Source organism: Spirosoma rhododendri (genome assembly GCF_012849055.1).
Taxonomy (GTDB): Bacteria; Bacteroidota; Bacteroidia; order Cytophagales; family Spirosomataceae; genus Spirosoma; species Spirosoma rhododendri.
In genome coordinates this window covers 2,623,126-2,647,257 of record NZ_CP051677.1, presented here as the reverse complement: position 1 = coordinate 2,647,257, position 24,132 = coordinate 2,623,126, and the positions used below count along the sequence as shown (strand labels likewise).

General features: G+C 55.8%; 18 protein-coding genes. 12 read left to right on the top strand and 6 right to left on the bottom strand.

From position 1 onward, the window contains the following. A complete protein-coding gene (locus HH216_RS10980; protein ID WP_169550860.1) occupies positions 1 to 354 on the top strand; it encodes a DUF4260 domain-containing protein in 354 nt (117 codons plus the stop codon). A 1-nt stretch (position 355) separates the two neighbouring features. Here the strand turns inward: HH216_RS10980 and HH216_RS10975 are convergent, their stop codons facing one another. Together HH216_RS10975 and HH216_RS10970 are read right to left on the bottom strand one after the other, a co-directional pair. Continuing rightward, entirely contained in the window at positions 356 to 1,375 is a 1,020-nt protein-coding gene (locus HH216_RS10975; RefSeq protein WP_254448785.1) for an AraC family transcriptional regulator, read from the bottom strand. Continuing rightward, positions 1,372 to 2,139 carry a helical backbone metal receptor gene (locus tag HH216_RS10970; protein WP_169550859.1) on the bottom strand — a complete coding sequence of 256 codons (768 nt, stop codon included), beginning with the start codon at positions 2,137 to 2,139 and terminating at the stop codon, positions 1,372 to 1,374. The genes HH216_RS10975 and HH216_RS10970 overlap by 4 nt, the downstream gene beginning before the upstream one ends. Positions 2,140 to 2,229: 90 nt before the next feature. Here HH216_RS10970 and HH216_RS10965 point away from each other — a divergent pair, with 90 nt between their 5' ends. The 3 genes from HH216_RS10965 to HH216_RS10955 all read left to right on the top strand — a co-directional run bounded on the left by HH216_RS10965 (position 2,230) and on the right by HH216_RS10955 (position 7,093). Then, positions 2,230 to 3,081: a GLPGLI family protein gene (locus HH216_RS10965; RefSeq protein ID WP_254448784.1), complete on the top strand. Its 852-nt coding sequence runs from the start codon at positions 2,230 to 2,232 to the stop codon at positions 3,079 to 3,081. Positions 3,082 to 3,160: 79 nt separating this feature from the next. After that, positions 3,161 to 6,166, top strand: a complete 3,006-nt coding sequence (locus tag HH216_RS10960; protein WP_169550858.1) for a TonB-dependent receptor — start codon at positions 3,161 to 3,163, stop codon at positions 6,164 to 6,166. Between the two features lie 366 nt (positions 6,167 to 6,532). Next, positions 6,533 to 7,093 carry a C40 family peptidase gene (locus tag HH216_RS10955; RefSeq protein WP_169550857.1) on the top strand — a complete coding sequence of 187 codons (561 nt, stop codon included), beginning with the start codon at positions 6,533 to 6,535 and terminating at the stop codon, positions 7,091 to 7,093. A 73-nt stretch (positions 7,094 to 7,166) separates the two neighbouring features. Here HH216_RS10955 and HH216_RS10950 read toward each other — a convergent pair whose 3' ends face one another. Then, positions 7,167 to 8,879, bottom strand: a complete 1,713-nt coding sequence (locus tag HH216_RS10950; protein ID WP_169553343.1) for a S41 family peptidase — start codon at positions 8,877 to 8,879, stop codon at positions 7,167 to 7,169. Between the two features lie 359 nt (positions 8,880 to 9,238). Here HH216_RS10950 and HH216_RS10945 point away from each other — a divergent pair, with 359 nt between their 5' ends. Together HH216_RS10945 and HH216_RS10940 are read left to right on the top strand one after the other, a co-directional pair. Then, positions 9,239 to 11,701 (top strand): endonuclease MutS2, encoded by a 2,463-nt coding sequence (locus HH216_RS10945; RefSeq protein WP_169550856.1) that lies wholly within the window; start codon positions 9,239 to 9,241, stop codon positions 11,699 to 11,701. Positions 11,702 to 11,963: 262 nt separating this feature from the next. Continuing rightward, on the top strand, positions 11,964 to 12,185 hold the full coding sequence (locus HH216_RS10940) for a hypothetical protein (RefSeq protein WP_169550855.1): 222 nt from the start codon (positions 11,964 to 11,966) through the stop codon (positions 12,183 to 12,185). Positions 12,186 to 12,352: 167 nt separating this feature from the next. Here HH216_RS10940 and HH216_RS10935 read toward each other — a convergent pair whose 3' ends face one another. After that, positions 12,353 to 13,156 (bottom strand): RpnC/YadD family protein, encoded by an 804-nt coding sequence (locus HH216_RS10935; RefSeq protein WP_169550854.1) that lies wholly within the window; start codon positions 13,154 to 13,156, stop codon positions 12,353 to 12,355. Positions 13,157 to 13,406: 250 nt separating this feature from the next. Between HH216_RS10935 and HH216_RS10930 the strand changes: the two genes are divergently transcribed. After that, positions 13,407 to 14,108: a hypothetical protein gene (locus HH216_RS10930; protein WP_169550853.1), complete on the top strand. Its 702-nt coding sequence runs from the start codon at positions 13,407 to 13,409 to the stop codon at positions 14,106 to 14,108. A 79-nt stretch (positions 14,109 to 14,187) separates the two neighbouring features. Continuing rightward, positions 14,188 to 14,778, top strand: a complete 591-nt coding sequence (locus tag HH216_RS10925; protein WP_254448783.1) for a YbhB/YbcL family Raf kinase inhibitor-like protein — start codon at positions 14,188 to 14,190, stop codon at positions 14,776 to 14,778. 68 nt (positions 14,779 to 14,846) lie between these two features. Here HH216_RS10925 and HH216_RS10920 read toward each other — a convergent pair whose 3' ends face one another. Then, positions 14,847 to 15,593, bottom strand: a complete 747-nt coding sequence (locus HH216_RS10920; protein WP_169550851.1) for a DUF2490 domain-containing protein — start codon at positions 15,591 to 15,593, stop codon at positions 14,847 to 14,849. A gap of 297 nt (positions 15,594 to 15,890) precedes the next feature. On the opposite strand from HH216_RS10920, the gene HH216_RS10915 reads away from it, so the two are divergent. From HH216_RS10915 to HH216_RS25825, 3 genes are read left to right on the top strand one after another with little or no spacing between them, the layout of a single operon-like run. Beyond that, positions 15,891 to 17,780, top strand: coding sequence for a TonB-dependent receptor plug domain-containing protein (locus tag HH216_RS10915; RefSeq protein WP_254448782.1), 1,890 nt, complete (start codon positions 15,891 to 15,893; stop codon positions 17,778 to 17,780). Positions 17,781 to 17,788: 8 nt separating this feature from the next. Further along, on the top strand, positions 17,789 to 18,400 hold the full coding sequence (locus HH216_RS25830; protein ID WP_254448829.1) for a TonB-dependent receptor domain-containing protein: 612 nt from the start codon (positions 17,789 to 17,791) through the stop codon (positions 18,398 to 18,400). Then, complete coding sequence (locus HH216_RS25825; protein ID WP_332871502.1) at positions 18,397 to 18,750, top strand: hypothetical protein; 354 nt, start codon at positions 18,397 to 18,399, stop codon at positions 18,748 to 18,750. The genes HH216_RS25830 and HH216_RS25825 overlap by 4 nt, the downstream gene beginning before the upstream one ends. Positions 18,751 to 18,755: 5 nt before the next feature. Here HH216_RS25825 and HH216_RS10910 read toward each other — a convergent pair whose 3' ends face one another. Continuing rightward, positions 18,756 to 22,454, bottom strand: coding sequence for an RICIN domain-containing protein (locus tag HH216_RS10910; protein ID WP_254448781.1), 3,699 nt, complete (start codon positions 22,452 to 22,454; stop codon positions 18,756 to 18,758). Between the two features lie 853 nt (positions 22,455 to 23,307). Here HH216_RS10910 and HH216_RS10905 point away from each other — a divergent pair. Beyond that, complete coding sequence (locus tag HH216_RS10905; RefSeq protein ID WP_169550850.1) at positions 23,308 to 24,129, top strand: hypothetical protein; 822 nt, start codon at positions 23,308 to 23,310, stop codon at positions 24,127 to 24,129. The last annotated feature ends 3 nt before the right edge of the window (positions 24,130 to 24,132 follow it).

Here is a 24,132-nt window from a genome sequence, read left to right as displayed (position 1 = left end):
ATGAAAACCTTGCTCAAACTCGAAGAATTGGCCCTGTTTCTTGGCTGCGTTTATTTGTTTTCCCGCCTGGCGTTTGCCTGGTGGTGGTTCCCGGCGCTGCTGTTGGCACCCGATATCAGCATGATTGGCTACGCAATCAGCCCGGCCGTTGGCGCATTCACCTACAACGTGGCTCACCACCGCGCCCTGGGGATTATCGTCGGCTTGTGCGGGCTGGCGATCAGCAGTCAGCCGCTGATGCTGGCGGGGCTTATCCTGGTAGCGCACACCAGCTTCGACCGGATGCTGGGCTACGGCCTGAAATACCCGGACGATTTCAAACACACCAGCCTGGGCTGGATTGGCCGCTCGTAGCTCAACGGGCAAGCTGTCGGTACGCGCCGGGCGTTTGCCCCGTCCATTTTTTGAACGACCGGAAAAAGACGCTCGGTTCGGCGTAGCCAAGCAGGTAGGCAATGTCGGTGGTGCTGAGAAACGGATCGCGCAGGTGGCGCTGGGCCAGTTCTTTCCGCACCTCATCGAGCAGGTTCTGGTAGGTCAGTCCTTCGCTGCGCAGATGCCCTTGTAACGTCCGAACGCCTATTGCCAGCCGGTCGGCGACGGCTGTCAGCGTTGGCTCCTCGCCTTTCATCAACGTCACGATTTCGTTGCGCACCCGCCCCGCCAGTGAAGGCGTCGTGAGTCGGTTCAGCAACGCATTGGCATGTTGCTCAAACAACGGCATCATACCGGGACTAGCATTCAGCACCGGCGTATCGAGCAGGCTGGCGGGTAGCACCAAAGCAGTCTCCGGGGCATCGAATACCAATCGCGCCGGGGCGAAAGCGCGCTCATGCTCACGGACATCCGCCGGTTGAGGATAGGCGAACCGAACTTCAGTAGGCGTGACCAGCAAACCGGTTAGCGCCCGGAACGCCGACAGAACGATCGACAGTTCCGAATTGTAGACCAGCGCCGGATACACAATGTCAGCACTGGTAATCCGCGAAACGAGCGCTACCTGATCGCCTTCCTGCCGCACCAGCAAGCGTGTTCCGTCGCAAATAATATCCTGATACCGACATAGCTGTTTGATTGCGCGGTCCAGCGTAGGACTGTGCATCATCACGTACGCCACCACGCCCACCGCCGACGGATTAATCAACTCACCCAGCCGCAGCGAAATCCGGTTTGTGTTGGTCAGCGCCGACAGTTCGCGCCAGATCGCCTGCACCTGCCGGATCGGCAGGCGACCATCCGGGTCCCGGAGGCAGTCCGGAGAAATACCAACGGCTTCAATCAGGGTATCCGTGTCGATCCCCTGCTGACGGGTCGCACTCAGTATCATATTCACCGACGCGGCCGATAGTGTATTGGTGGTAGGCAAGTGAGTCATTGTCGAATAAATTGTCGACGCAGTTGGGCAAAGTAAGCGCCGGATTTCACCAATCGACTGCCGTACCACGAAAACAGTTCACCATCGACCAGTTCAACCCGCGCATCGGGGCAGATGACTTCCAGTTCCGCCCGGTGCTTATCGCGGAACGGGTACGGCTCCGACGACAAGAAAATCAGGTCAGGGCGGGCCGCGCGCAGGTCGTCGGCGGTCAGTACGGGGTAGCGGGTCTGGTTGGCCAGGGCGTTGCAAAACCCAGCCACCCGCAGCATGTCGTCGATAAACGTGTGGCTCGCAGCGGCCATGTACGGCTTGCGCCAGATCAGATAAGCAACACGCAGGGTCGACGCGATCGGCGGGGGCATCGACGCCCTGATCTGGCTCACCAGCTGCTCCGCCTGCGACGGCTTCCCGACCAGCTGCCCCACCTCCTGAATCATCTGCAAAGCCTCCGGCAACGTAGCCATGTCCGTGACGTGAACGGGGTAGCGTTGGGCCAGATACTCAATCTGTTCGCACTCATTTTCTTCCTTGTTTGCCACAATCAGATCGGGCCGGAGCGTATCAATCAGATCGAGGTTCAGGTTCTTGGTACCCCCCACTATGGTTCGCTGCTTAACCCGGTCGGCGGGGTGCGTACAGTAGCGCGTCACGCCCACAATCTCCGCGTCGAGACCCAGATCGAAAAGCAGTTCCGTCTGGGAGGGAACAACCGACACCAATCGGCGCGGATATTCAGGAATTCGGCGCATTAAATCGGTCATTGCGCGGTATGTATCGGTGAATCGCCCGAGGAAAATCGTTGAATTTCGGAAATTTACGCAACACATCGCACCAAAACTCATCTTTCACGCATGGTCCGTTTTCCCGCTCCGCTTTTACTGGTCATGCTACTGACTAGCCTCTGCACACTGGCACACGCCCAGACAGCTGCCACCGCCCCATCGGGCAAAATCACCTACGAAGGGCTCCGCCGAATCGACATGTCACGGATGCGAATGAACGTCAACGGGCAGGACGTACGGCCCGGCAGTGGCGACGCAGCGGAAGGTATGCCCGACGTGATTTCGTTTACGCAGAAACTGATTTTCGCTGGCTCGTTCGCCAAAGAAGAGCGCGACCGGCCGCAGAACCCGATGCGCCAGAACCGGGCGGGCAACGCAAACAGTTCGCCCGACGGCGCTCCCACTGGTGGCCCGTCCGCTGGTGGACCCAACATGCGCATGATGCGGATGAACGATCAGGAGACGTATCTCGACATGGCCAATCGCCAGCGCATCAGCATCATGACCGTTCGGCGCGACTCGACAACCCAGCGGTACCGCACCGAACGACCGTTTCCCAAGCCCGAAGGCTGGCAGACGAGCGACAAGACCAAGAAGATCGCGGGCTACGTGTGCCACAAAGCGACCGTCACGCGTCGGAACGCTCCCTACACCATCTGGTACACAACTGACCTACCCTTCACCTACTCCCCCGTCGCCGACCTGACACCCGACAAAGGCGTGGTGCTCCAGATCGAATCCGATGATGAATCATATAAAGCATCAGCCGTCTCGCTGGAACCCGTCGACGCGGCCAGTCTGCAACCACCAACCGACGTCAAGACTATTTCATCCGAAGAAATGGAGCAGATTCGGCGCAAACAGATGGCCGACTTCCGGCAACGCATGATGCAGAACGGCGGCTTCCCCGGCCGTAATTGATCCAGCGTCAACTTCCCCGAAGTCTATGTCCGCACAGACCTTACTCGCGTCATCTACTCAACCGCTCTTCCTCTTTTCCATGCGCCCTCTTTACGTCTTCCTGCTCCTCCTGATTCCGCTCGCGTCATTGGCGCAAACGCCCGGTACGATCCGCGGTTCCGTCGTCGATTCCACGACCCGCAAGCCGCTGCTGGAAGCGTCGGTGTCGCTGCTGTCGGGCCGTGATTCGTCGCTGGTGACGTTCGGCATTACCGACGGCGACGGGCGGTTTACGTTTACGGGCGTGAAGGAAGGCAACTACCGCGTGCTGGTCAGTTATCTGGGCTACCGGAGCCGCGCGCGCCGGGTATCGGTCAGCGCCGACAAGCCCACCGCCGATATGGGGCCATTCGAGATGACTGGGCAGGCTAACGCGCTGACGGAAGTGACGGTGCAGGGCGAGAAAGCACCCGTTGCCGTAAAAGGCGACACGCTGGAGTTTAATGCTGGGTCGTTTAAAACGCAGCCCAACGCCATTGTTGAAGATTTGCTCAAGAAGCTGCCGGGGGTAGAAGTAGCCACCGACGGAACCGTAAAAGCCCAGGGGCAGCAGGTGTCGAAAGTGCTGATCGACGGTAAGCCGTTTTTCGGGAACGACGCAAAAATGGCGACCCGCAACCTGCCCGCCGACATTATCGACAAGGTGCAGGTGTTCGATCAGGCGTCGGAACAATCGCAGTTTTCGGGCGTCGATGATGGCGACCGCGAAAAGACGATCAACATCACCACCAAGCGCGACAAACGCAAAGGCGCGTTTGGGCAGCAGTCGGCGGGGATCGGTCCCCGGCCCGGCTCCGACCCGCGCTACTCCGCCCGGGCAACCCTCAACCGCTTCAATGACGGGCAGCAGATTTCGGTGCTGGGCATGGCCAACAACATCAATCAGCAGGGCTTTACCGGGCAGGACCTGGGCCTGGGCAGTAACTTCGGCGGTGCCGGGCAAGGGCAGGGTGGCGGAGCCGGTGGGGGTGGCAACGTAATCCGGGCCGGGGGCGGTGGTGGCGGAGCGGGCAACGGCAGCGGACAGGTCGGTAACAACGCCATTACGCAATCCTGGGCCGCTGGCATCAACTACCGCGACGGCTGGGGCAAGAAAATCGACGTGGTGGGCAGCTACAATGCGTCGAACACAAACACGCTGACCAATCAGACGAGCCGCCGGGACAATATTCTGCCGACAACCACGGCGGGTAGCACAACCCGTACTGACTCCGCCTTCGTCACGAACCGCGCCAACAACTCCGACAACACCAACACCAATCACCGCGCCAACCTCCGGCTCGACTACCGGCTCGATTCGATGACAACGATCCGGGTCATTCCCAGCCTGTCGTGGCTGAATTCGACCTATCAGAACAACAGCGATTCGCGGACATTCAGCGGATCGGGCGTCCCGACCAACACCAGCCGCACCAACTACAATTCGACGGGTTCGGGCTTTACGGGCAACAACACGGCCCTCATCATGCACAAGTTCAGAAAGAAGGGCCGCACGATCTCGCTGAACTGGAACACCGCCATCAACAATCAGGATAACGTAGGTTTCAACAGGTCGGTCAACACTTTTTCCCGACCCAACACGCCCACCTCGTCGACGGCGGTATCCACGTCGGCGGTATCCACGTCGGCCATCTCCACGTCGGGAACGTCTGGTACGGCCAATGGGGGGCTTTATGCTACCAATATCGATCAGCGCAGCCAGCAACGGACCGAATCGATGACCCATAGCATCAACCTGTCGTATACCGAACCGCTGTCGATGCGGCAGACGCTGGAGTTCCACTATTTCCTGTCGAACAACCGCAACACCTCCGACCGGGCCGTATTCGATCGCAACGCCGAATCGCAGCAGTACGACCTGCCCAACGCGACACTGACCAATAATTTCGTCAACACATACATGACCAACCGGGGCGGACTGACCTGGCAAACCAACCGGTTGAAATACACCTACGCCCTTGGCCTCGACGCGCAGCAGGCCACACTTCGCTCCGACAACCTGAGCCGCCCCGCCGATGTGCCGCTCAACCGAACGTTCAGCAATCTGCTGCCCAACGCGCTGTTTACCTACAACTTCGCCAAAAATCAGCGGCTGCGGTTCAACTACCGCACGCGGGTCAATGCGCCGTCGGTCAATCAGCTACAGCCCGTCATCAACAACACGAACCCGCTGAATATTCAGGTGGGCAACGCGGGGCTGCAACCCGAATACAGCCACAACCTGAACCTCAACTACAACCGCTTCAACCCGGCTACGTTCCGCAGTATGTTCGTGTTTATCAACGCCAGCCGGACCGACAATAAGATCGTTAACTCGACCACATTCAGCAACGCGGGCGCGCAAACCACCCGCCCCGTCAACACCGATGGCTATTACACAGTCAACGGTAGTCTGGCGTTGGGTCGACCCCTGCGATTCGATGAACAGCGCGTCAATCTGAATCTTAGTACCAATCTGACCTACAACACGGGCACGAGTTATATCAACGACCAGACCAACCGGTCGCAGAACTGGCTCATCGGGCAGAGTCTGGGATTCAACACCAATATCAACGACAAACTCGACGTTACGCTGCGGGGCGACATCACGCTGCAATCGGCCAAATACTCGCTGCAACCCCAGCAGAACACGACCTTCCTCAACCAGACGGCATCGCTCGACTTATTCTACCAGCTCCCCTTCCGCTTCACGTTTACCAGCAACGTACTGTTCAGTCACTACGGTGGTAGCTCATCCTCGTTCAGCCAGTCGTTTACGCTGTGGAACGCGGCCCTGTCGCGGCAACTCTTCAAGCAGAAGCAAGGCGAACTACGCCTGTCGGTCTTCGACCTGCTGAATCAGAACCGCAGCGTCGTACGAAACGTAACCGACACCTACGTGGAAGAAGTGCAGAGCCAGGTGCTGACGCAGTATTTCATGGTAAGCTTCGTTTACAACCTGCGCCGGTTCGTTGCCGGGACAAACGTCCCTTCTTCTCCTTTCGACCAACAGAACCGGGGCAACCGGGGTAACGGCGGCAATCGGGGTTTTCGGCGGAACGAATAATCTGCCCGGCTGACCGTTCAGCGCAGACCTAATCAAAGTCAACTGTCCCCGGCAGCTTCCAGCTGTCGGAGCCGTAGGCTAAACACAGCTGCCCAAGCAGCCGCTATCGCGGCTCCGACAGCTGGAAGCTGCCGGGGACAACACTGGTATCACCCCACAGTTATCTACATCTCCTATAGGCTGATATTAAAATCGGCTTTATCGTAGCTTGCCGTTTACTAAGTAACAGCACTGAAAACCAGCGCCATAAGAAAATTGGTATAAAAACTTTGTGTTACCATTGTGGAATTTAGTCCCCATTTATTTGGCATTCATTCCACAACACAGTAGTTTTATAAAACCTGACTCGGTTTTAACCTCTTTCGCATGACGAAAAAAATGCTCCTGACGGCGCTCCTCGCCGGCTCGTTTGGCATCAGTATGGCACAGTCCGTACCCACCGTTACCGAAAACGCATCCACCGTAGCTGTTTCATCAATACCCGCTGAAACGAACGAACAGACGTCTTTTTATGAGCGGATTCCGCTGGTGAACGACGTTATCGGCTTCGCAAAACAGCACCTGTCCATTCGCTACCGCTCCGGCGGTACCACCCGCAGCGGCTTCGATTGCTCCGGTTTTACCCGCTTCTGCTACAAACATTTCGGCGTTTCGCTGCCCCATTCCAGTGCCGCCCAGGGCAACGTGGGCCACTCGGTCGATAAAGAGGAAGCCCAGCCCGGCGACCTGATTCTGTTCAAAGGCCACAGTTCGGCGGGGAGCCGGATCGGGCACGTCGGCATGATTACCGAAGTCGTCGGCAACCGCATCAAGTTTATTCACTCAGCCTGGAACGGCGGTGTCCGCTACGATTACCTCCACGCCGACTATTATCAGCGTCGATTTGTTAGTATCCGCCGGGTCACCACCCTGCTGGCCAGTCGATAAGCCGTTTGACATACAACTAAAAAGGGCCTTACAATCGTCGTAAGGCCCTTTCCTTTTTGCAGATTACCTCGATTTACCGCTTATCTGCGTCGTTGTACGTCACCTCACCGTGCTGGAGCTGATCGGCACGACCGAACAGTTGCAACGCCTTCTTGTAGGTATCGTCGGTGTTGTTGATGACCTGGAAAAACTCGTTGTTCTGCCCGGCTTTGTTGCCCCGCTGGTAAATAGACCGGGCCACCAGCGCCTTGATCTGGTTCCGAATGTAATTCTTCGAGCGCAGGTACTCTTTCTCATTGAACCGAATTCCTTCGGCCGTCGCGTCGTTGAGCAGCTCGTTCATCTGCTGATCGGTGATGATGACCGACTTGTCGAACTCGGCAAACGGCATTTTCTCCAGCCGCTTCCGGTTTTCGTTGGCGTACTCCATCGCAAACTCCCGCACGATATTCTTGCTGTAGAGCTGAATCAGGTAGTTCGTCTGCCAGGTCGAATCGCGGGGGATGAAATAGTCGGGCGTGATGCCGCCACCACCGTAGACCGTGCGGCCGTGATCGGTTTTGAACTTTAGCTTCGGATCATTTTTGATCGAATCGGCGATGTAGTATTCGCCCCGCTTCGAGCGCAGTTCGAGGTCTTTTTCGTAGTCGCCCTCCTGCCCCATCACGTACGGCTTCTGAATGCTCCGGCCGCTGGGCGTGTAGTAGCGCGAGATAGTCAGGCGCAGTTCCGAACCGTCAGACAGTTGCACCGGCATCTGCACCAGCCCCTTACCGAACGACCGCCGACCAGCTATCAGAGCCCGGTCGTGGTCCTGCAAGGCACCCGCCACAATCTCCGACGCCGACGCACTGCCTTCGTCGATCAGCACCACCAGCGGGCCGTCTTCAAACTGCCCGGCGATGCGGGCGAACGTCTGCCGATCGTAGCGCGTGTCTTTACCTTTGGTGTACACCAGCATTTTGTTACCCGAAATAAACTCGTCGGCCAGGCTCGTTGCCCGGTCCATGTAGCCGCCGGGGTTGTTGCGCAAATCCATCATCAGTTGCGTCATGCCTTTCTCCTTCAGCGACGCCAGCGCGGCCTTAAACTCGTCGTATGTCGTTTCCGAGAACCGGTTGACCTTGATGTACCCTGTCTTGTTATCGATCATGTAAGCCGCGTCGACGGAGTAGGTCGGAATTCGGTCGCGGGTGATCGTAAACACACGCGGGTCGTTGCTGCCCTTACGCAGGATAGTCAGCTTCACGGGCGTCCCCCGCTTACCACGCAGCGCTTTAAACACCTGTGTATTCTCCACCTTGCCGCCTACCAACGGCGTTTCGTCGACCTTGATGATCCGGTCGCCACTCAGGACACCCGCCGTTTCCGACGGCCCACCCGAAATCGGCGTCACGACGTACACCGTGTCTTTGTAAATGTTGAATTCGACCCCGATACCGTCAAAGCCACCCTCCAGCTGCGACCGGGCGGCTACGGCATCCGTCGCGTTGAGGTAGGCCGTGTGCGGGTCGAGTTTGCTCAGCATCTTCTCGATCGAATAGTCGACCAGTTCGTCGGTGTTGACCGAGTCGACGTAATTATTTTCGATCAGTTGCAGAATCTCGCGGTACTTGGTGTAGCCCCGCCCGATGGTGTTGAGGCTCTTGGTGCTGCCGAAGAATGTCGCGCCGATCAGGATACCGCCCGCCAGTGTAATGCCCAGCAGCATCGGCAGCCGCACCGTTGCCCGATCATTGTGTATGCCTTCCTGCTGATGCCGCCGGGCCGCATCGTCCCGGTGCATCGCGTCTTTATGCTTATTTTCTTCGTGCTCCATTCGTTTGTCAGTCCCTTCTATTCGGCGTCGTATATACCCCTAAACGTTTGAATGGCAGCGAAATGTTTGCCGAAATGCAGGCAATACCAAAAAAAAGAAAAGGGGGCTGATTATCAACAAAGTAGCTTGGACGTCCACGTCCGGGTGGCCGTCAGGCCAACTCTGTAAGGGGCAGCTTTTTTGGTCGCTATCGCGCCCACCCGGACGTGGACGTCCAGGCTACGTAGTCGCGCCAAGTGACAACCCCACCACGCGAACCCACCGCCCCCGCCCGGTGTTAACTACATAGACGGGATAACTATCCGATCACCCGTACGTTTGGCTGAATGCTATACCCTACTACGCTAGAACACAAACTTGGTTTCGACACGATCCGCCAACGGCTGAAAGATGCCTGCATTAGCCCACTGGGGCAGGATTACGTCGACAAAATACGCTATACCGATAACGGGCAGCTGATCGATAAACTGCTGCGACAGACCGATGAATTTCGGCAGATCGTACAGTTCGAATCCGACTTCCCGAGCAACAACTACATCGACATTCGCGCCCATCTGGGCCGCGCCCGTATCGAAGGCCTGGCCCTGAGCGAAGCCGAGTTTTTCGATATCAAGCTGGCCCTGCGTACCGTGCAGGACTGTTTCCGGTTTCTGGCCAAGCGCGCCGAAACCAATGCATTTCCGTACCTGCGCGAACTGGCTCAGATGGGCGGTACCGGCTCGACAGGTATCGACAAACAACTGACCGACGCCATCGAGCGGGTCATCGACGACCGGGGGCTGGTACGCGATTCGGCATCGCCCGAACTGGCCAGCATTCGTCGGCGCATCATCAGCGAGCAGGCCAATTTGCGCAAACGACTCGACAGCATTATCCGGCAGGCCCGGCAAAATGGCTGGATTCCCGACGATCTGAGCCTGACCGTACGCGGTGGGCGGCTCGTGATTCCGATTGCGGCCGAGCACAAGCGCAAGATCAAAGGCTTCGTGCACGACGAGTCGCAGACGGGGCAAACCGTGTTTCTGGAACCGGCCGAAGTGTTCGACGCCAACAACGCGATCCGCGAACTGGAATACGAAGAACGGCGCGAAATTCACCGCATTCTGCTGGCCCTGACCAGTCTGCTACGCCCGCATCTGGATGAGCTGAAGAGAGCCGTCAACTTCCTGGCGCAGATCGACTTTATCCGCGCCAAAGCCAAACTGGCCCTGCAACTCGACGCCGTACTGCCCAAGCTGGTCGACCGCCCGCTAATCGACTGGACCAACGCCCGGCACCCGCTGCTGTTTCTGTCGTTTCAGAAGCCGACCGTAAACGAAGACGGGACGACCGCCGAGCGTAAATCGGTAGTGCCGCTGAGCGTTCGGCTCGATGACAAAGCGCGGATTCTAATTATCTCCGGCCCCAACGCGGGCGGTAAGTCGGTCGCGCTGAAAACCATTGGCCTGATTCAGTACATGCTGCAATGCGGCATGCTGGTACCCATGGCTGATTACTCGGAGATGGGCGTGTTCCAGAACCTGTTCATCGACATTGGCGACGAGCAATCGCTGGAAAACGACCTGAGTACGTATTCGTCGCACCTGACGGCGATGAAGCAATTCGTAATCGGTGCCAACAAGCGGACGCTGTTTCTGATCGACGAATTTGGTACGGGTACCGAGCCGGGGCTGGGCGGAGCCATTGCCGAGTCGATTCTGGAGGAAATCAACAAGTCGGGCGCGTACGGCGTCATCAACACGCACTACACCAACCTGAAAGTATTCGCCGATAAAACGCCGGGCCTGGTCAACGGGGCGATGCGCTTCGACGGCGAACAGCTGGAGCCGATGTATCAGCTGGAAATCGGGCGGCCGGGTTCGTCGTTTGCGTTTGAGATCGCGCAGAAAATTGGTCTACCCAAAGGCGTCATCGACCGGGCGAAAGAGAAGCTGGGCACGCAGCAGGTCAACTTCGAGAAGTTGCTGAAAGAGCTGGATATCGAACGGCGCGTGTTTGCCGAGAAGAACATGGAAATCGGCATCAATCAGCGTAAAGCCGCCCAACAGCTTGCTGAATACACCGCCCTGAAGACCCGCATCGACAACGAGCAGAAGCAACTCATCAACGACGCCAAGCAGAAGGCCAAGTCGCTGGTGCAGGAAGCCAATCAGCGGATCGAAAATACCATTCGGGAGATCAAGGAAAACAAAGCCGAGCGCGAACCAACAAAGCAGGTCCGGCAGGAACTGGAAACCTTCGACCGCACGCAGCTACAGCCTCAGGCGCTGGTCGTTGAAAAACCACAGCCTGCCGAAGAGGAGTTTGAAGCCGACGGCGGAGCCATCACGGTAGGCAGCTACGTCCGGATCACCGGGCAGAACGCGATCGGGCAGGTGCAGTCGATGCGGGGCAAAGACGTGGAAGTACGCATTGGTGATCTGAAGTCGAATGTGAAGCTCAGCCGACTCGAAAAAGTCAGCCGGAAGGAGTTTCGCAACGCCACCGAGAAGAAAGACGATACACCGCGCAGTCGTGGTCTCGACATCAACGAGAAGATGCAGAACTTCAACTTCAACCTCGACATTCGGGGCAAGCGGGGCGAAGAAGCCATCGGCGAAGTCGACCGCTTTGTCGACGACGCGCTGATGCTGGGTTTTCCCGAACTGCGCATCGTTCACGGCAAAGGCGACGGCATCCTGCGGACGCTGGTACGTAACCACCTACGCGGCTACAAGCAGGTGGCCCGCATGGCCGACGAACACGCCGACCGGGGTGGCGCGGGCGTCACGGTCGTCACGATGAAATAACTGACATTCATAGTATTACGCCAACCGTCCGGCATTAGCAGACTCTCTACACTGCTGATGCCGGACGGTTGGCGTTGTGGGGTTTACCAACGGTAGTGTCTGCCTGTCAGCACATCGCGCACCCAGCTGGTCACCCCTTGTAACTATTCAGGTTTTGTTTATGAAGTATCGATGTTTCGTTAAACAAAATGGACAAACGGTGGCATTGACTAGCAGGGCCGTAGAGTACTGCGGCATCATAAAACAACAAACTGATTGTACGATGAATACGACACAAATTTCCCACACGATCCATCCGGCCAACTACGGGCCAATTCAGGCACTGCAACAAAGCAAGCCTGCGCAATCTGTACAGCAGGAAACCACCGTTTTGGTGGACATCACTACCCCTACGGGTAATGTCCAGTCGGAGCTGCTCACGTTCGTCTGGCGTCCTGAAATCAACTGCTGGTACTCGATGCATCCCCTTTGCATACGGGCCTAACGGAAGGCCGTTCCTGCCCTGACATTGGCGCTATACCAATGACATATTAGGCTGGTTGACTGTTGACTTACCCAAGCCGTGCAGCGCGTTTAGATGCGAATAAGAAAACAGGTGGGGTGTGGAAACTTATGCAAGTTTCCACACCCCACCTGTTTTCTGCACAAACATCACTTGCCAGCAACCTCCTGCTGCACGGTTCTCACAAATTCGGGCGAGACACCGGCAATTTGCGCGATTCGGTCCGGCGCAAAATCAGTGTTTGTAAGTAGATTCGATATGATCTCCTTTTTAGCCCTGATGTAGAGATAATCATTCTCTGCATCAATGTATTTATCCATGTTCTGGATCATGTCGTCGAATTTTAAATCCAAATTACGCAGTTTCGACAAAACCCGCAACTGCCGCATATGCTTCTGAAACGTCCGCTGATCGGGGGTAGTTTCTTCCAGACGGTGAATAATTTGACCCAGTGCCTGATCGGATTTCTCCCGGTCGAAATCCGCCAGTACAGACAGAATTACCTCTTCAGGATTGTCTGACGTCAGGAAACGCAGATAGTCGAACTGCGTGATGTTGATAAGCTGAAACTGGAAATAGTTGCCGTCTTCGGTGAGTACCGTCTTCATTTTCGGCAATTGATTGCCAATGTAGATAACAAACTGCCGAACCGGAAGGCCGTATTTCGATTTGAGCAGTACCCAGTAATCAGCCATACGGAAAACCATTTTCAGGTAGTCGTCTACCTGAAACTCCAGATGCAGAATAAACTGGGCCCCGCCCGGTGCTGTCACAATGCGCAGTGCATCTGCCTCTTTTTCTTTCGTTTGTTGCAGCTTTTCCCGGATGACAACCGCTTCTTCTACCCGAAAGCCCAGTACGCTGCTCATTAGTGCAGGAATGATACTGTCAATGTTCTCTTTGACAATCTTGTCGTATTGGTTGCCTTCCCGCTTGTCAGTTTTTCGGTTCATCGCAGCAAATCTACACAACGCACAGTAGTCGCCAATAGCCTATTGTTTAGACGTAAAGGCGTTCAATTCCACGTCCAATACCATCTCATGTGTGAGGGGATATCTCACCCTGAAACCATCACAATCTATTCATAATACCGCCTTGCTATCAGGTGATTATTGCGTATCTTTATCATCCCAAAAAAACAACAGACAACCATACTAATGCGTCGGCGGGAGCCTGTTTGGGTAGCCCAATGACCTCAACCCGATGAAGCGAGGACGCTCGAATCCGAATCAACTCCAAATCGATTTTCTGGCGGCTTTCCGCCGGATGCTTATCAGTCTGGGCGGGCCGGAAAACCTGCCCGTCAACGAAAGCCTGTTCATGCGCATGACCGATCAGTGGGAAAACACGCAGGTGATCCCCGCCGATCTGTTGTTTCAGAAAAGCCCCGTCGAAGCGGTGGTGTTCCGGCTCAAAAAACTGGACGCCGACAGCGGTGATAACCGGATGCAGTTTCCCACTGAACTGATCGCCGGTGAGATTCGCGGAGAGCAGGGCCTGACCGGCTTTTCGGCTACGTTCCGCGAGCAGGGCTGGATTATCTTGCCTGCCGAACTGTCGGCCATGTACAAGAACCTGTTCCTGAATATACTGGCGGCATCCATCGGCCTGAATCATCTGTATACCTCGCGGGCGCAGTTGCTGGCCGAAGCGGAAAAAGCGGCCCTCGCGGCTCTGTTGCCCGAAGCCGAAGTGCAGAAGTTCTTTGGCCTGCGCCTGTCGAAATTCCCCGACAGTTTCCGCAGCGAAGTGGCCAACTACTTCAACCTGCCGTTTAACTACGTGCTAAAACGGGCCAACCACCTGGATATGGTATCGGAGCAGGTACTCGACGAAACGCTGAACAGCAAGCCCTCGCCACGGGCGATGCCGCTGCGCCGGGCAACGAGCAGTAAAGCGGCTTAATCCGCATTTAACAAACTTTCTTGCAGGGAGCCGGTTGGTAGCTACGACGAACGTACACAACCGGCTTCTTTATTTGCGTATGATTTGGCGAATCCTGACAGGTTTTCTTATCGTACTGATTCTACTATTGCTCGTGCTGCACATTCGGGCGAGGGGCCATCGCCGTGAAGAAGATATTACTCTGGCGACATTACCCAGAACCATAACGCTGTCGAGCCAATCGTTTCCGCCCGGTGGCGACCTGCCGATGGCCTGTAGCTGCAAGGGGCCGGGCAACTCCCCCGCCCTGGATTGGAGCAGTACCACAGCAGGTGTCAGAAGTTATGCGCTGCTGGCTACCGATTACGATGCTGTGCTGGCCCGTTTCCCCATTTTCAATTTTTCGCATTGGGTTGTGTACAACCTGCCGCCCACGGTTCGCAGCCTCCCGGAAGGCGTTACACCTGAGCAGATGCTGTTGCTGGGCGGCAAGCTTGGCGACAACGGTATGAACGAACAGCGTTTTGTACCGCCCTGCCCCCCCTTCGACCGACACCGCTACACGTTCCGCGTGTATGCCCTCGATACCACACTTTCGTTCAACCGCATCCCCGACCGCCAAAACCTGCTCGACGCCATGCAGGGGCATATTCTGGAATACGGCGAGCTAACGGGGCTGTTTGAGAAATAAAGAGTGAAAGAGTGAAAGAGCGAAAGAGCGAAAGAGTGGCCATCCGGCAAGATCACTCTTTCGCTCTTTCACTCTTTGGAAATGTTGTGAATCAAAAACACCCGGGCAATGTGATTGCTCACGAAGGCGTTGCCGGACGGCTGTTGGGTGAACTGGTTCATGTACCCCGCCTGCACTGACAGCGATTTGCTAAAGGGGTACGTGATGCCGACAAATAATCGATTCTGATCGAACACGTTGTAGGTGATCTGATGACCCGCGTTGACCATTACCTCATTTTGAAATACGGCCAATGGAACATGCCGGGCCGTTACAGAGCGAATGAGCGGGTATTGCAACGTCAGCATGAGCCGAAAACGCCAGTTGAACCCGTAGGTATCGAGAAGTTCGGAGCCGCTGGTACGCTGAATAAATCGTTCCTCGACGCGCAGCCGCTGCGTGGTCAGCAGGCGACCGTACCGGGTATCGACGCTGATCTGCTGCCACGGCCGGTGTTCGGTGCGCGTCGGGGCGGGCGTTGTCTGGGCGTAAAGTCTGGCGAACGTGTAGCCCCCCACCACACGGATGTTGTCGGACGGATAGTAGATGATGCCCGGCCTGACGAGGTGCATACTCCAGCGGTCGAGAAACGAGCTGGTCCGGCGGGTGTGGATATCCAGCCAAAGGCCCCAGTGCTTACTCAGTCGGGTCTGGTTGAGGTAGCCCAGCCACGTCTGCTGCTGGGGGGTAACGGTGTAGGTCGGGGCGGTTTGCGCTTGAAGAGTAGTGGCACTAAACAGCAACAGGAACAATACGGCGGGTAATCGGTATGACATAATGGGAAGCACATACGCAGCGACCGGTGCAGAACGTTGGTCGATGGGTCTGGTGCGTGACAAACCCGGCCAATTCACACTAAAAGCAGCCGTTAAGTTCCCAGTTTAGGTAAGCGACTCTGCCCCGCAGCCGTCAGTTGCCGGGGTGATGTCAGAGCCGGTTTGTCCGCTGCTGGTATGTATTTCCGCTGAATCGGTAGGTAGGATTACCGGCATCTGGTAGACTGGGGGGTTGTTTAAGGGCTATTTTTGTTAATCTTTACGATAGCCTCGTCATAGATGCTTTTCCAACCGCTTATGAAACGTTACGTTCTACTCCTGATCGGCTGGCTCACGCTGACGGCAGTGCACGCCCAGCTTATTCTGGGCGGCACGGTTACCGATGAGCAGCAGCAACCTTTGGGAGGGGTTAAACTTAGTATCCAGGGCACCTCAGCCAGTACCGTTTCGCTACCCAATGGTACATTTTCGCTGCCAACCGATCATTCATTACCCCTGCTCCTGCTGATTTCGCGAACCGGTTACCGCGACGAGCGAATCAAGGTACGTAGCGGCAACTTTCGCGCCGTCGATGTACAGCTGCGTGCCGAAGTTGCCGTGCCCGAAACAGTGCTGACAGCCGATAGCAAAGCCACCGACGAACAGCCGCTGGAAGGCGTCACGGTCGAAAAAATCCAGACGCGTCATCTGGCCAGCTCCCCCGCCCTATCGCCCTTCGATGCGTTGCAGAACATCAAGGGCGTCGATCTGCTGACGTCCAGTTTCCTGTTTAAATCCGTCAACATGCGGGGGTTTGGCTCAACGACCAATGGGCGGGTGGTGCAGTTGATTGATGGCATGGACAATCGCTCACCGGGGCTTGGCTTCGGGTTCGGTAACGTAGCGGGCCTGCCCGACCTGGACGTTGAAACGATCGAACTACGGCCCGGCGCTTCATCGGCTCAGTACGGTCCCGACGCCTTACAGGGGCTGATGCTGACGACCAGCAAAAGCCCGTTTGAGTATCAGGGGCTGAGTGTTCGGGCAACGCTGGGGGCCAACAACTTCGGCAAACCCGGTTTTGGCCCCAAAACCTACGCCGACTACGGCCTGCGCTACGCCCTGCAACTGGGCGACCGCCTGGCGGTGAAAGTAAATTTTCAGCGGCTGACCGGCACCGACTTCATCGCCGACGATTATACCGATAGATCGGCAGCGACCCGCCCCGGCTTTTTCGCGATCGACGCCAGCCGGAGCGGTCTGGCAACGGGCCTTGCATTTCGCCCCAACAACGACCCCAACACCAACTTTGAATACGATGGCGTCAATAGCTACGGCGACGATCTGAGCAACGGGGGTGCCTTTCGCTTTCCGGCCAGCTACGCCAATACCAGCCTGCAAAACAAACTCGTTACGCGAACTGGCTACACCGAACTCGATCTGCTGGGCAATCAGGGCCGGGTGTTCAACAACCGGGCAAATGCGTCGCTGCATTACCGGTTTGGCAGTAACGTAGAAGCAAGCATAGGCTGGTATTTCGGCAACGGCAATCTGATCGAGACGGCCGGGTTCCGCAACTACCTCCCGAACTATCGGCGCAACCAGTTCAGGGCCGAAATCAAAGGCGACAATTTCTTTGTCCGCGTCTACACGACGCAGCAACAGGCGGAAGGCTGGAACATTGGCCTGACAGCCAGAGCCGTCAACAACAGCTGGAAATCGCTGAATCAGTGGGCGGCCGAAGTGGGGCTGGCTTACGTCGAAAACAAAGTGTCGATCGGCGACGCCCGCTTCACCGCCAACCGCGGTCGTTACCTGCCCGGTTCGACCGATTTTAACCGGGTTCGCGACGCGTTCGCCAACACGGCCAATACCGACTCTATTCCCGGCACACCCCGTGCGCTTGGCCTGCGCTTCCGCGACAATTCGCAGCTGTGGCACTACGAAGGCATGTATACGGTATCGGCGCTGGCAGACATCGTTGAGGTAACAGTCGGAGCCAGTTTTCGGCAGTACCTACTCGAATCGGGTGGTACGCTGTTTGCCCGTCAGCCCAATGGCGCGGAATACACCATCAACGAAACCGGGGGTTACGTGCAGGCAGCCAAAACGGTGGCGCTGGGCCCTGTGACAGTCCGGCCACTGGTGGCGGTTCGGTACGACAAAAATCAGTACGTAACGGGCGGGTTTACCCCCGGGCATCAGTAGCCGTTCAGCTGGGCGTACACGTGTTCCGGGCTTCATGGCAGTCGGCGTTTCGCAATCCTTCCCCCGATCAGCTGTTCGGCATCGCACCCCGTAGCCTGGCTGGGGAGGTTGGCGGTATGGCCGTCGCTTACCGCGCAGCCGGGCTTGATACCAACCGGGCTTACCGGCAAACCGACGCAGTCGTTTACCAGCGTGCGCCCACAGCCGCAAACGCCCCCCAGCCATTGACGGTGTCGGCCGAGCCGATGCGTACCGAAAAAGTCAGCACGTGGGAGGTGGGGTACAAAGCCCTCATCAACGGAAAACTAGCGATCGATGGCGCTTACTTCAGTAGCCACTATACCGATCTGATCACGCCCGAACTGGTCTACCAGCCACTGTCGGCCACCGCCGGGGTATCGTCCCTGCTCACCCCAACCAGCTACCGCACGTTGCTGCTGAACCGAAATAGCCCCAACGATTTTTTTGTCCGGGGGCCAGTATCGGTATCGATTACAGCTTCGCCCGGGGCTACACGCTCAGCGGCAACTTCACACATCAAATCGGCCTGGTTACCCTGCGCGACGCCAGTGGCAATGTCCGCAACGACCGGGCGGGAGCACCGGTCGTACAACGGTTGACGAGCAATCCTGAAGTTGCCCAGTTAGGCCGAACGTACTTCAATTCGCCCGCCAACCGCTACACTGTTGCCCTGAGCAACCCGTACCTGACAAACCGGCTGGGTATGACGCTCGCTTACCGCTGGACCGACCGGATGTGGTATGAGCAGGGCATCACGCAGGGCGACGTGTGGCTACCCGCCTGGAGCAGCGTCGACGCGCAGTTTTCCTACAGACTGCCCGAACTCAAAACCGTACTCAAACTCGGCGGCACCAACCTCTTCAACACCTACTACGCGCAGGGATACGGCCTCGCCCGCATCGGGGCGATGTACTATCTGGGCCTGACCTTCGACGAACTGTTCAAGTAGTTCGCCTATCGCACGATCAGCAGTTTCTGGCTTACAGGGTTAAGCGCGCTGTGCCGCCGGACGATGTACGAACCCATCGGCAGTGACTGCACCGACACCTGCTCGGCATCGCTGACGCAGGTAACTTCCAGCAGCGTATGGCCCGTCAGATCGGTGAATGTCACGAGCTGATCTTTTGCCCCCGTAATCGTTATCAGGTCCGTCGCCGGATTCGGGTAAGCAAACAAGTTAAAACCCGCTTCCGGCTGGATATCCACCGCCGACAGCCGGCCCGAACCCGACGCGATTTCCGAGAGCAGGAATTTCTGACTGTCGCTTCCTCCACAGGTGTTTTGCACGATAGCCGCGCCGTCGGCCGTCGATTGGTTGGTTATGTCCAGACATTTCTGACTGTTGTTGACGACGATGTTAACGTACCCGCTACCCGCATCGACCAATTTGAACTGCTGGTTTGTCTGCCCATTAGCCGACCACTGATTCACCTTCGCACCGTCGGCAGTCGAGGCAGATACTATATCCAGCACTTTCCCGCTGTTTACCGACTGAAACGTGAAATAGCTACCCGTAGCCTGCGTTAATTTCCACTGTTGGTTTTTTCCACCGTTGTACGTCCATTGGATAATCGATTCACCATCAGCCACTGACTGCCCGGAGACATCTATGAACTTAGCGCTTTGCTTTGCTTTGATGGTATACACCTTACCCGACGTTGCGAAAGTTGGTGTCGTCGGCGTTGGGGTTGGGGTCGGCGCCACACTGGCGGTCGTGACTCCTGTAATGAAGCGTAGTTGCTGAATATCGATCGTGCGTTCGTAGTTACGCCCGTTGCACCAGAAAAACAGCCGGACCGTGCGCGGGTTCTGAAGGTTGCCCCCGGCCTCAAGCGCGCCGGTCGTTACGGCCGGATAATCCCGGTACTTGATAGTCAGCGACCCATTGCTCAGGCTGATGTTTATGGCATCAGCGGCAGAACCTACGGCCGATGCGGGATCGAAATAATAGCCCTGCGCAATCTGCTGGCCGTTACCCATTGTTTTAACCGGCGTACCTGCCTGATCGAAAAACACCTGATTATACAGCCGCGCCAGCACTTTCCCGGCGTTGTCGAGTACCTCGAAATACGACCCACCCGAATCCGACTGTCCGGGCGTACCGTTGTTGGGGTTCGTATTGTCGAAGCTGATTACGCCCTGCAAACTCCAGCTACCCAGGTTGGTGTTGTTGCCCAGATCGCGCGTAACGGTGTACTGGGTGGACGCTTTTGAGAAATTCACATATAGGTCGGGGCTGGCAAACCGATCATAACTCATAATACTGGTTTTTGCCGTCCATTTATTATCAGCTCCCGCCGTATTCTCCGCAGCCGGGTTTCGGTTCCAGCCCGCCGTTCCGTCCTGCAATACACTCGACGGCGACAACCCGCTGAGCAGATCGATGCCTTCCGTACCGGGTGTGGTAGTCGATACCGCGTAGCTGTCGAGCGATTTAAGCCCGATAACCTGCTCCTGAATAGACTGCATATTGTCGATGCGCCAGCGGTGTATGCCACCCCAGCCCGACTCTTCGCCGTGGTACAGGTAGGTAACGCCATTCGACGCCCGCACAGCCGTTCCGAAATACACGTTACCAGCCATGCCCGCCACCGGCCGGCCGTCCGGCGCTTCGATCCTCACTTCGGGGCCGGTTTTCCCGAAAATACCCAGCAACAGCCCGTTATCGTATACGTGCTGCCACTTGTTGACCTGACTACCTTTCCAGAACTCGCCGTGGTAATTCCAGAAGATAGATCGGTCCAGCACGGCGATGCCGCCCCCACCGTACTCCACACCATTTCCTACGTCGTAAGCTCCGTCGTTAGGGTAGGGTCCTTTGTAAGCGGCAGTAGTTGCCATCGCCGTTTTCCAAAGCCACTTGTTGTCGCCTACCCGCAGCCCGCCCAGGTGATAGCCGGCTCCCGTAGGCCCGTTGATTTTACCCTCGTCGAAGGAGACCACAACACCCGACGAAGTCGTCTCGCCCGTACGGCTTTGTCCACCGTACCAGTTGATGGGCTCACCACCCGAGTTGACCGGCGCGCTGGCGTATGAGGTAGCGGGTGCCCAGACCGGATCGTTATCAGCATCGAAGCCCGTCAGCCGGCGCGATTCCCAGACCACCGACCCCGACGTTCCGTTTATATTGTTGGCGGACTGCCGCAGCGATCCGTCGCTGGCGATGTGGTAAGTGTAGCGGTTCTGGGCATCGAACGCGATCTTTGTTATACGCAACGGTCCATTGGCAGGCAGTTCAGCCAGCACCCACTTGTTATCGTTGAACCGACGCAGAAAGCCGTATACCCGCCCATTGGACAGCGTCAGTACGTCCCGAAAAATGTTGGTGATGTACGTATGGTTGATCGTAAGCGACTCGAAATAGTTGGCCGGCATGGCTGCCCGCCAGTTCTTCACCAGCGTCCAGGAACCGTTGGTACCACCCAATGGCTTCGAATAATCGACAGCGAATTCCAGAAATTCGGCGAACAGCCGATTGGGGTTATTCTGGTCAATGAAGCTGCTGTAGTTGTTTTGAAGGTACATGATCCGGTCGATGTAGCTGCGACCTGCCGAATAGTGCTGCACCCGGTAATTACCCGAATCCCCAACCCAAAACGACCCATCGGGCGCAAACGCGACGAACGTGTCGTTGATACCACCGCTGGCATCGGAGAAGTAAAATTTGTCGTTGGCAACAGTCGGATCGGTTCGATAGCCACCCGCCTGCCCAAGTGTCCAGACTGACGCACCGGTGCTGTTGCTGTACGCCTTTACCTGCTGACTATCGCCACCATCGGCAACCACTACCGTCTGATTATCGGGCGATACGGCCAGTGCCATCGGCGAATTCAACCCCGACAGCGACAGCGTCGCGTTACTCAGCGTCCCATCATTATTTACCGTGAATCGGCTAACCGTGTTTCCGTTGATGATCCACAAATTATCCTGACCATCGACGGACAGCCCGGCCGCATCGTTGAAAAACAGCGACTGCACCAGGTTACCAGTCGTTTTATCCAGCACCCGTATCTGATGCCGGCTCTTGTGCGACACAAACAGGTACTTCCCGTTTTTTTGAACGGCCATTCCCGTTACTACCCCGGCCGCTCCGTTGATGACGTCGATTGCCGACGCGTAGGTCCGGCCCATCGCCATTTTCAGCGCCTGTCCGTTCGCGAACGACTGCTCACCATTGTCGGCGGTACGCGTAGCAAACACAAACCACTTATTACCATTGTCGTAGCCATCATAGCCCGCCCAGTAAACAAGCTTACCGTCTGTCGCTACGAAAAGCGTAGCCTGATCGGTACTGCCTTTCGGGAAAAAGTCGAGACGTTGTTGCGGATTCGACAACGCAAACCGAGCCTGCGACGGGTTCCCTTCGGCGTAACCAGCTCCGTAATACGCATAGTCACCCGCAATGGCCATACCTTTGGTACGGATGAAAGCCCGTTGCAGCCCGTTGCCCTGACTGTTACCAAACGACGAGTTACCAATTACGCCCTCCCAGGTGTAGGAAACGTTGTTCGATATAAGCCGAATATCGTACGTCGCGTTGGCAGCCGTCTGCCCCTTATCGTCGAGCCCATCCCAATATTTGGTGTAAGCACCGGCATTGAGCGAGACTCCGCTCCAGAGAGTTCTGACCAGCGTACCATCTTTGGCAAACACGCCTGCGCTGGTCTGCGCATTGGCGGATAGATTGAAGGAGAAAGGGACTGATCGTCTGGTTTGCGAGTAACTTTGTATCGACAAAGCCAGCACTAAAATCAATGTACTTGCTACGGTAAAAAAATATTTCACTGTCAATAAAATTTATTATTCGGTTAAAGAGAGAGAACGAAGATACGGCGAACTGAGTATCTAAAATATTTTAAGAAATGAAATTTAACAGAATTTTATTTTTGTTAACTAGTAATTAACAATATATAAACATAGGAATCACTATTGTTAGAATATATAGTACTAGAAAGAGATCAGCGTTTTTGCTCTAATTTCTCCCCTTTTGACGAGTGCGGCTTCTACTACAACAATAAGTAGGGTTTATACTCAGGCACTATTCATATGTAAGTCGGTAACCTCGCCAATACCAACACAAAGCCTGCTTCGTGTTGGTATTAGAAAGTATCGGACAGTTCGTTCGGATTACATTGGAAACGTAAACAGAACTTGTGTCTAGTCACCTGGTCGACTGATGTCTGGTATATATAGATATGCCTCAGTTTTTCGCCCCAGATACAGCAGCCCATGATTATCAGTCCGGAGAATCATGGGCTGATAACTACTTATCATTCAAGTTTTAATAGGTGTCTGGCTTACCGCTCACTAAATCGTTGCCCGTAAATCAACGAATATGTAAAAGTAGTCTCTATGTTGATAGACTCCTTTATTAACTTGCAAACTCTGTTCAACTACCATCTTCATCAAATAAGTATACAATAGCCAGATTGGCTACTCTGTAAAATATATACTGTTTTGACGAACTTGTGTACATTCATTATTCATCCGCCCCAACCTTATCCATATGAAGTTTTTTTACCGGCTTGCCGTTTTTTCATTACTCGTCACTATTCAGTTTAGTTGTACCAAAAAAGCTGTCGTTCGTTTCTCGCAAAAGGCTCCGGAACTTACATCAGCTGATATATTGACCGAGATTATGCTCGTCAATAAGTCGCCACGTATAGTACTCCGCGTTCCCAACACACGCACGGGCATTACAAACACGCAGGCCAACAGCAATTCGCCAATTGATCGCGTAGCCAGTCAGAAGAAGCAGGCCAAACGGATAGGGTTTGACGAACCGTCCGACGCTTTTCAGTACGACGAAGTATCGTTGTACAACGCTATCGAGAAACAGCTCTTCCGGGAGGGATTCAGCGTACGCGACCGGGCACTTTTCAACGAAGTACTGGAGGCCAATCAACGGCCTGATTACTCGAAAATCAGTTCGCTGACCAACACCGATCTCATCCTCGAACTCGTCCGGCTCGATGATGCCATTGGCTACACCACCAATGTATGCTACACGCAGCCCGACGATCAGCAGCGGATCATCAATGAGTATCGCGACATGCGGGGCGCTTCCGTCGAGTTCAAACTGATACACGTCAAGTCGAACGAGATCGTTGGCTCGTACAAACTCCACTACACTCCCTGCCTGAATGGCTGCCCCGGCCTGTACAAAAAAGTCGGCTCATCGGGCCTGTTTCTGAACCCTGCTTTGCTGAAGCTAAAAGAAGAAGCGCGTCGCAAGCAGAAGACTAAGCCGTACGAAACGCTGGACCAGGACGAACTGGAAGCGTTCATCGTCGATGCTACGCATCAGCTGGTCAAAACGATGCGCTAGTTT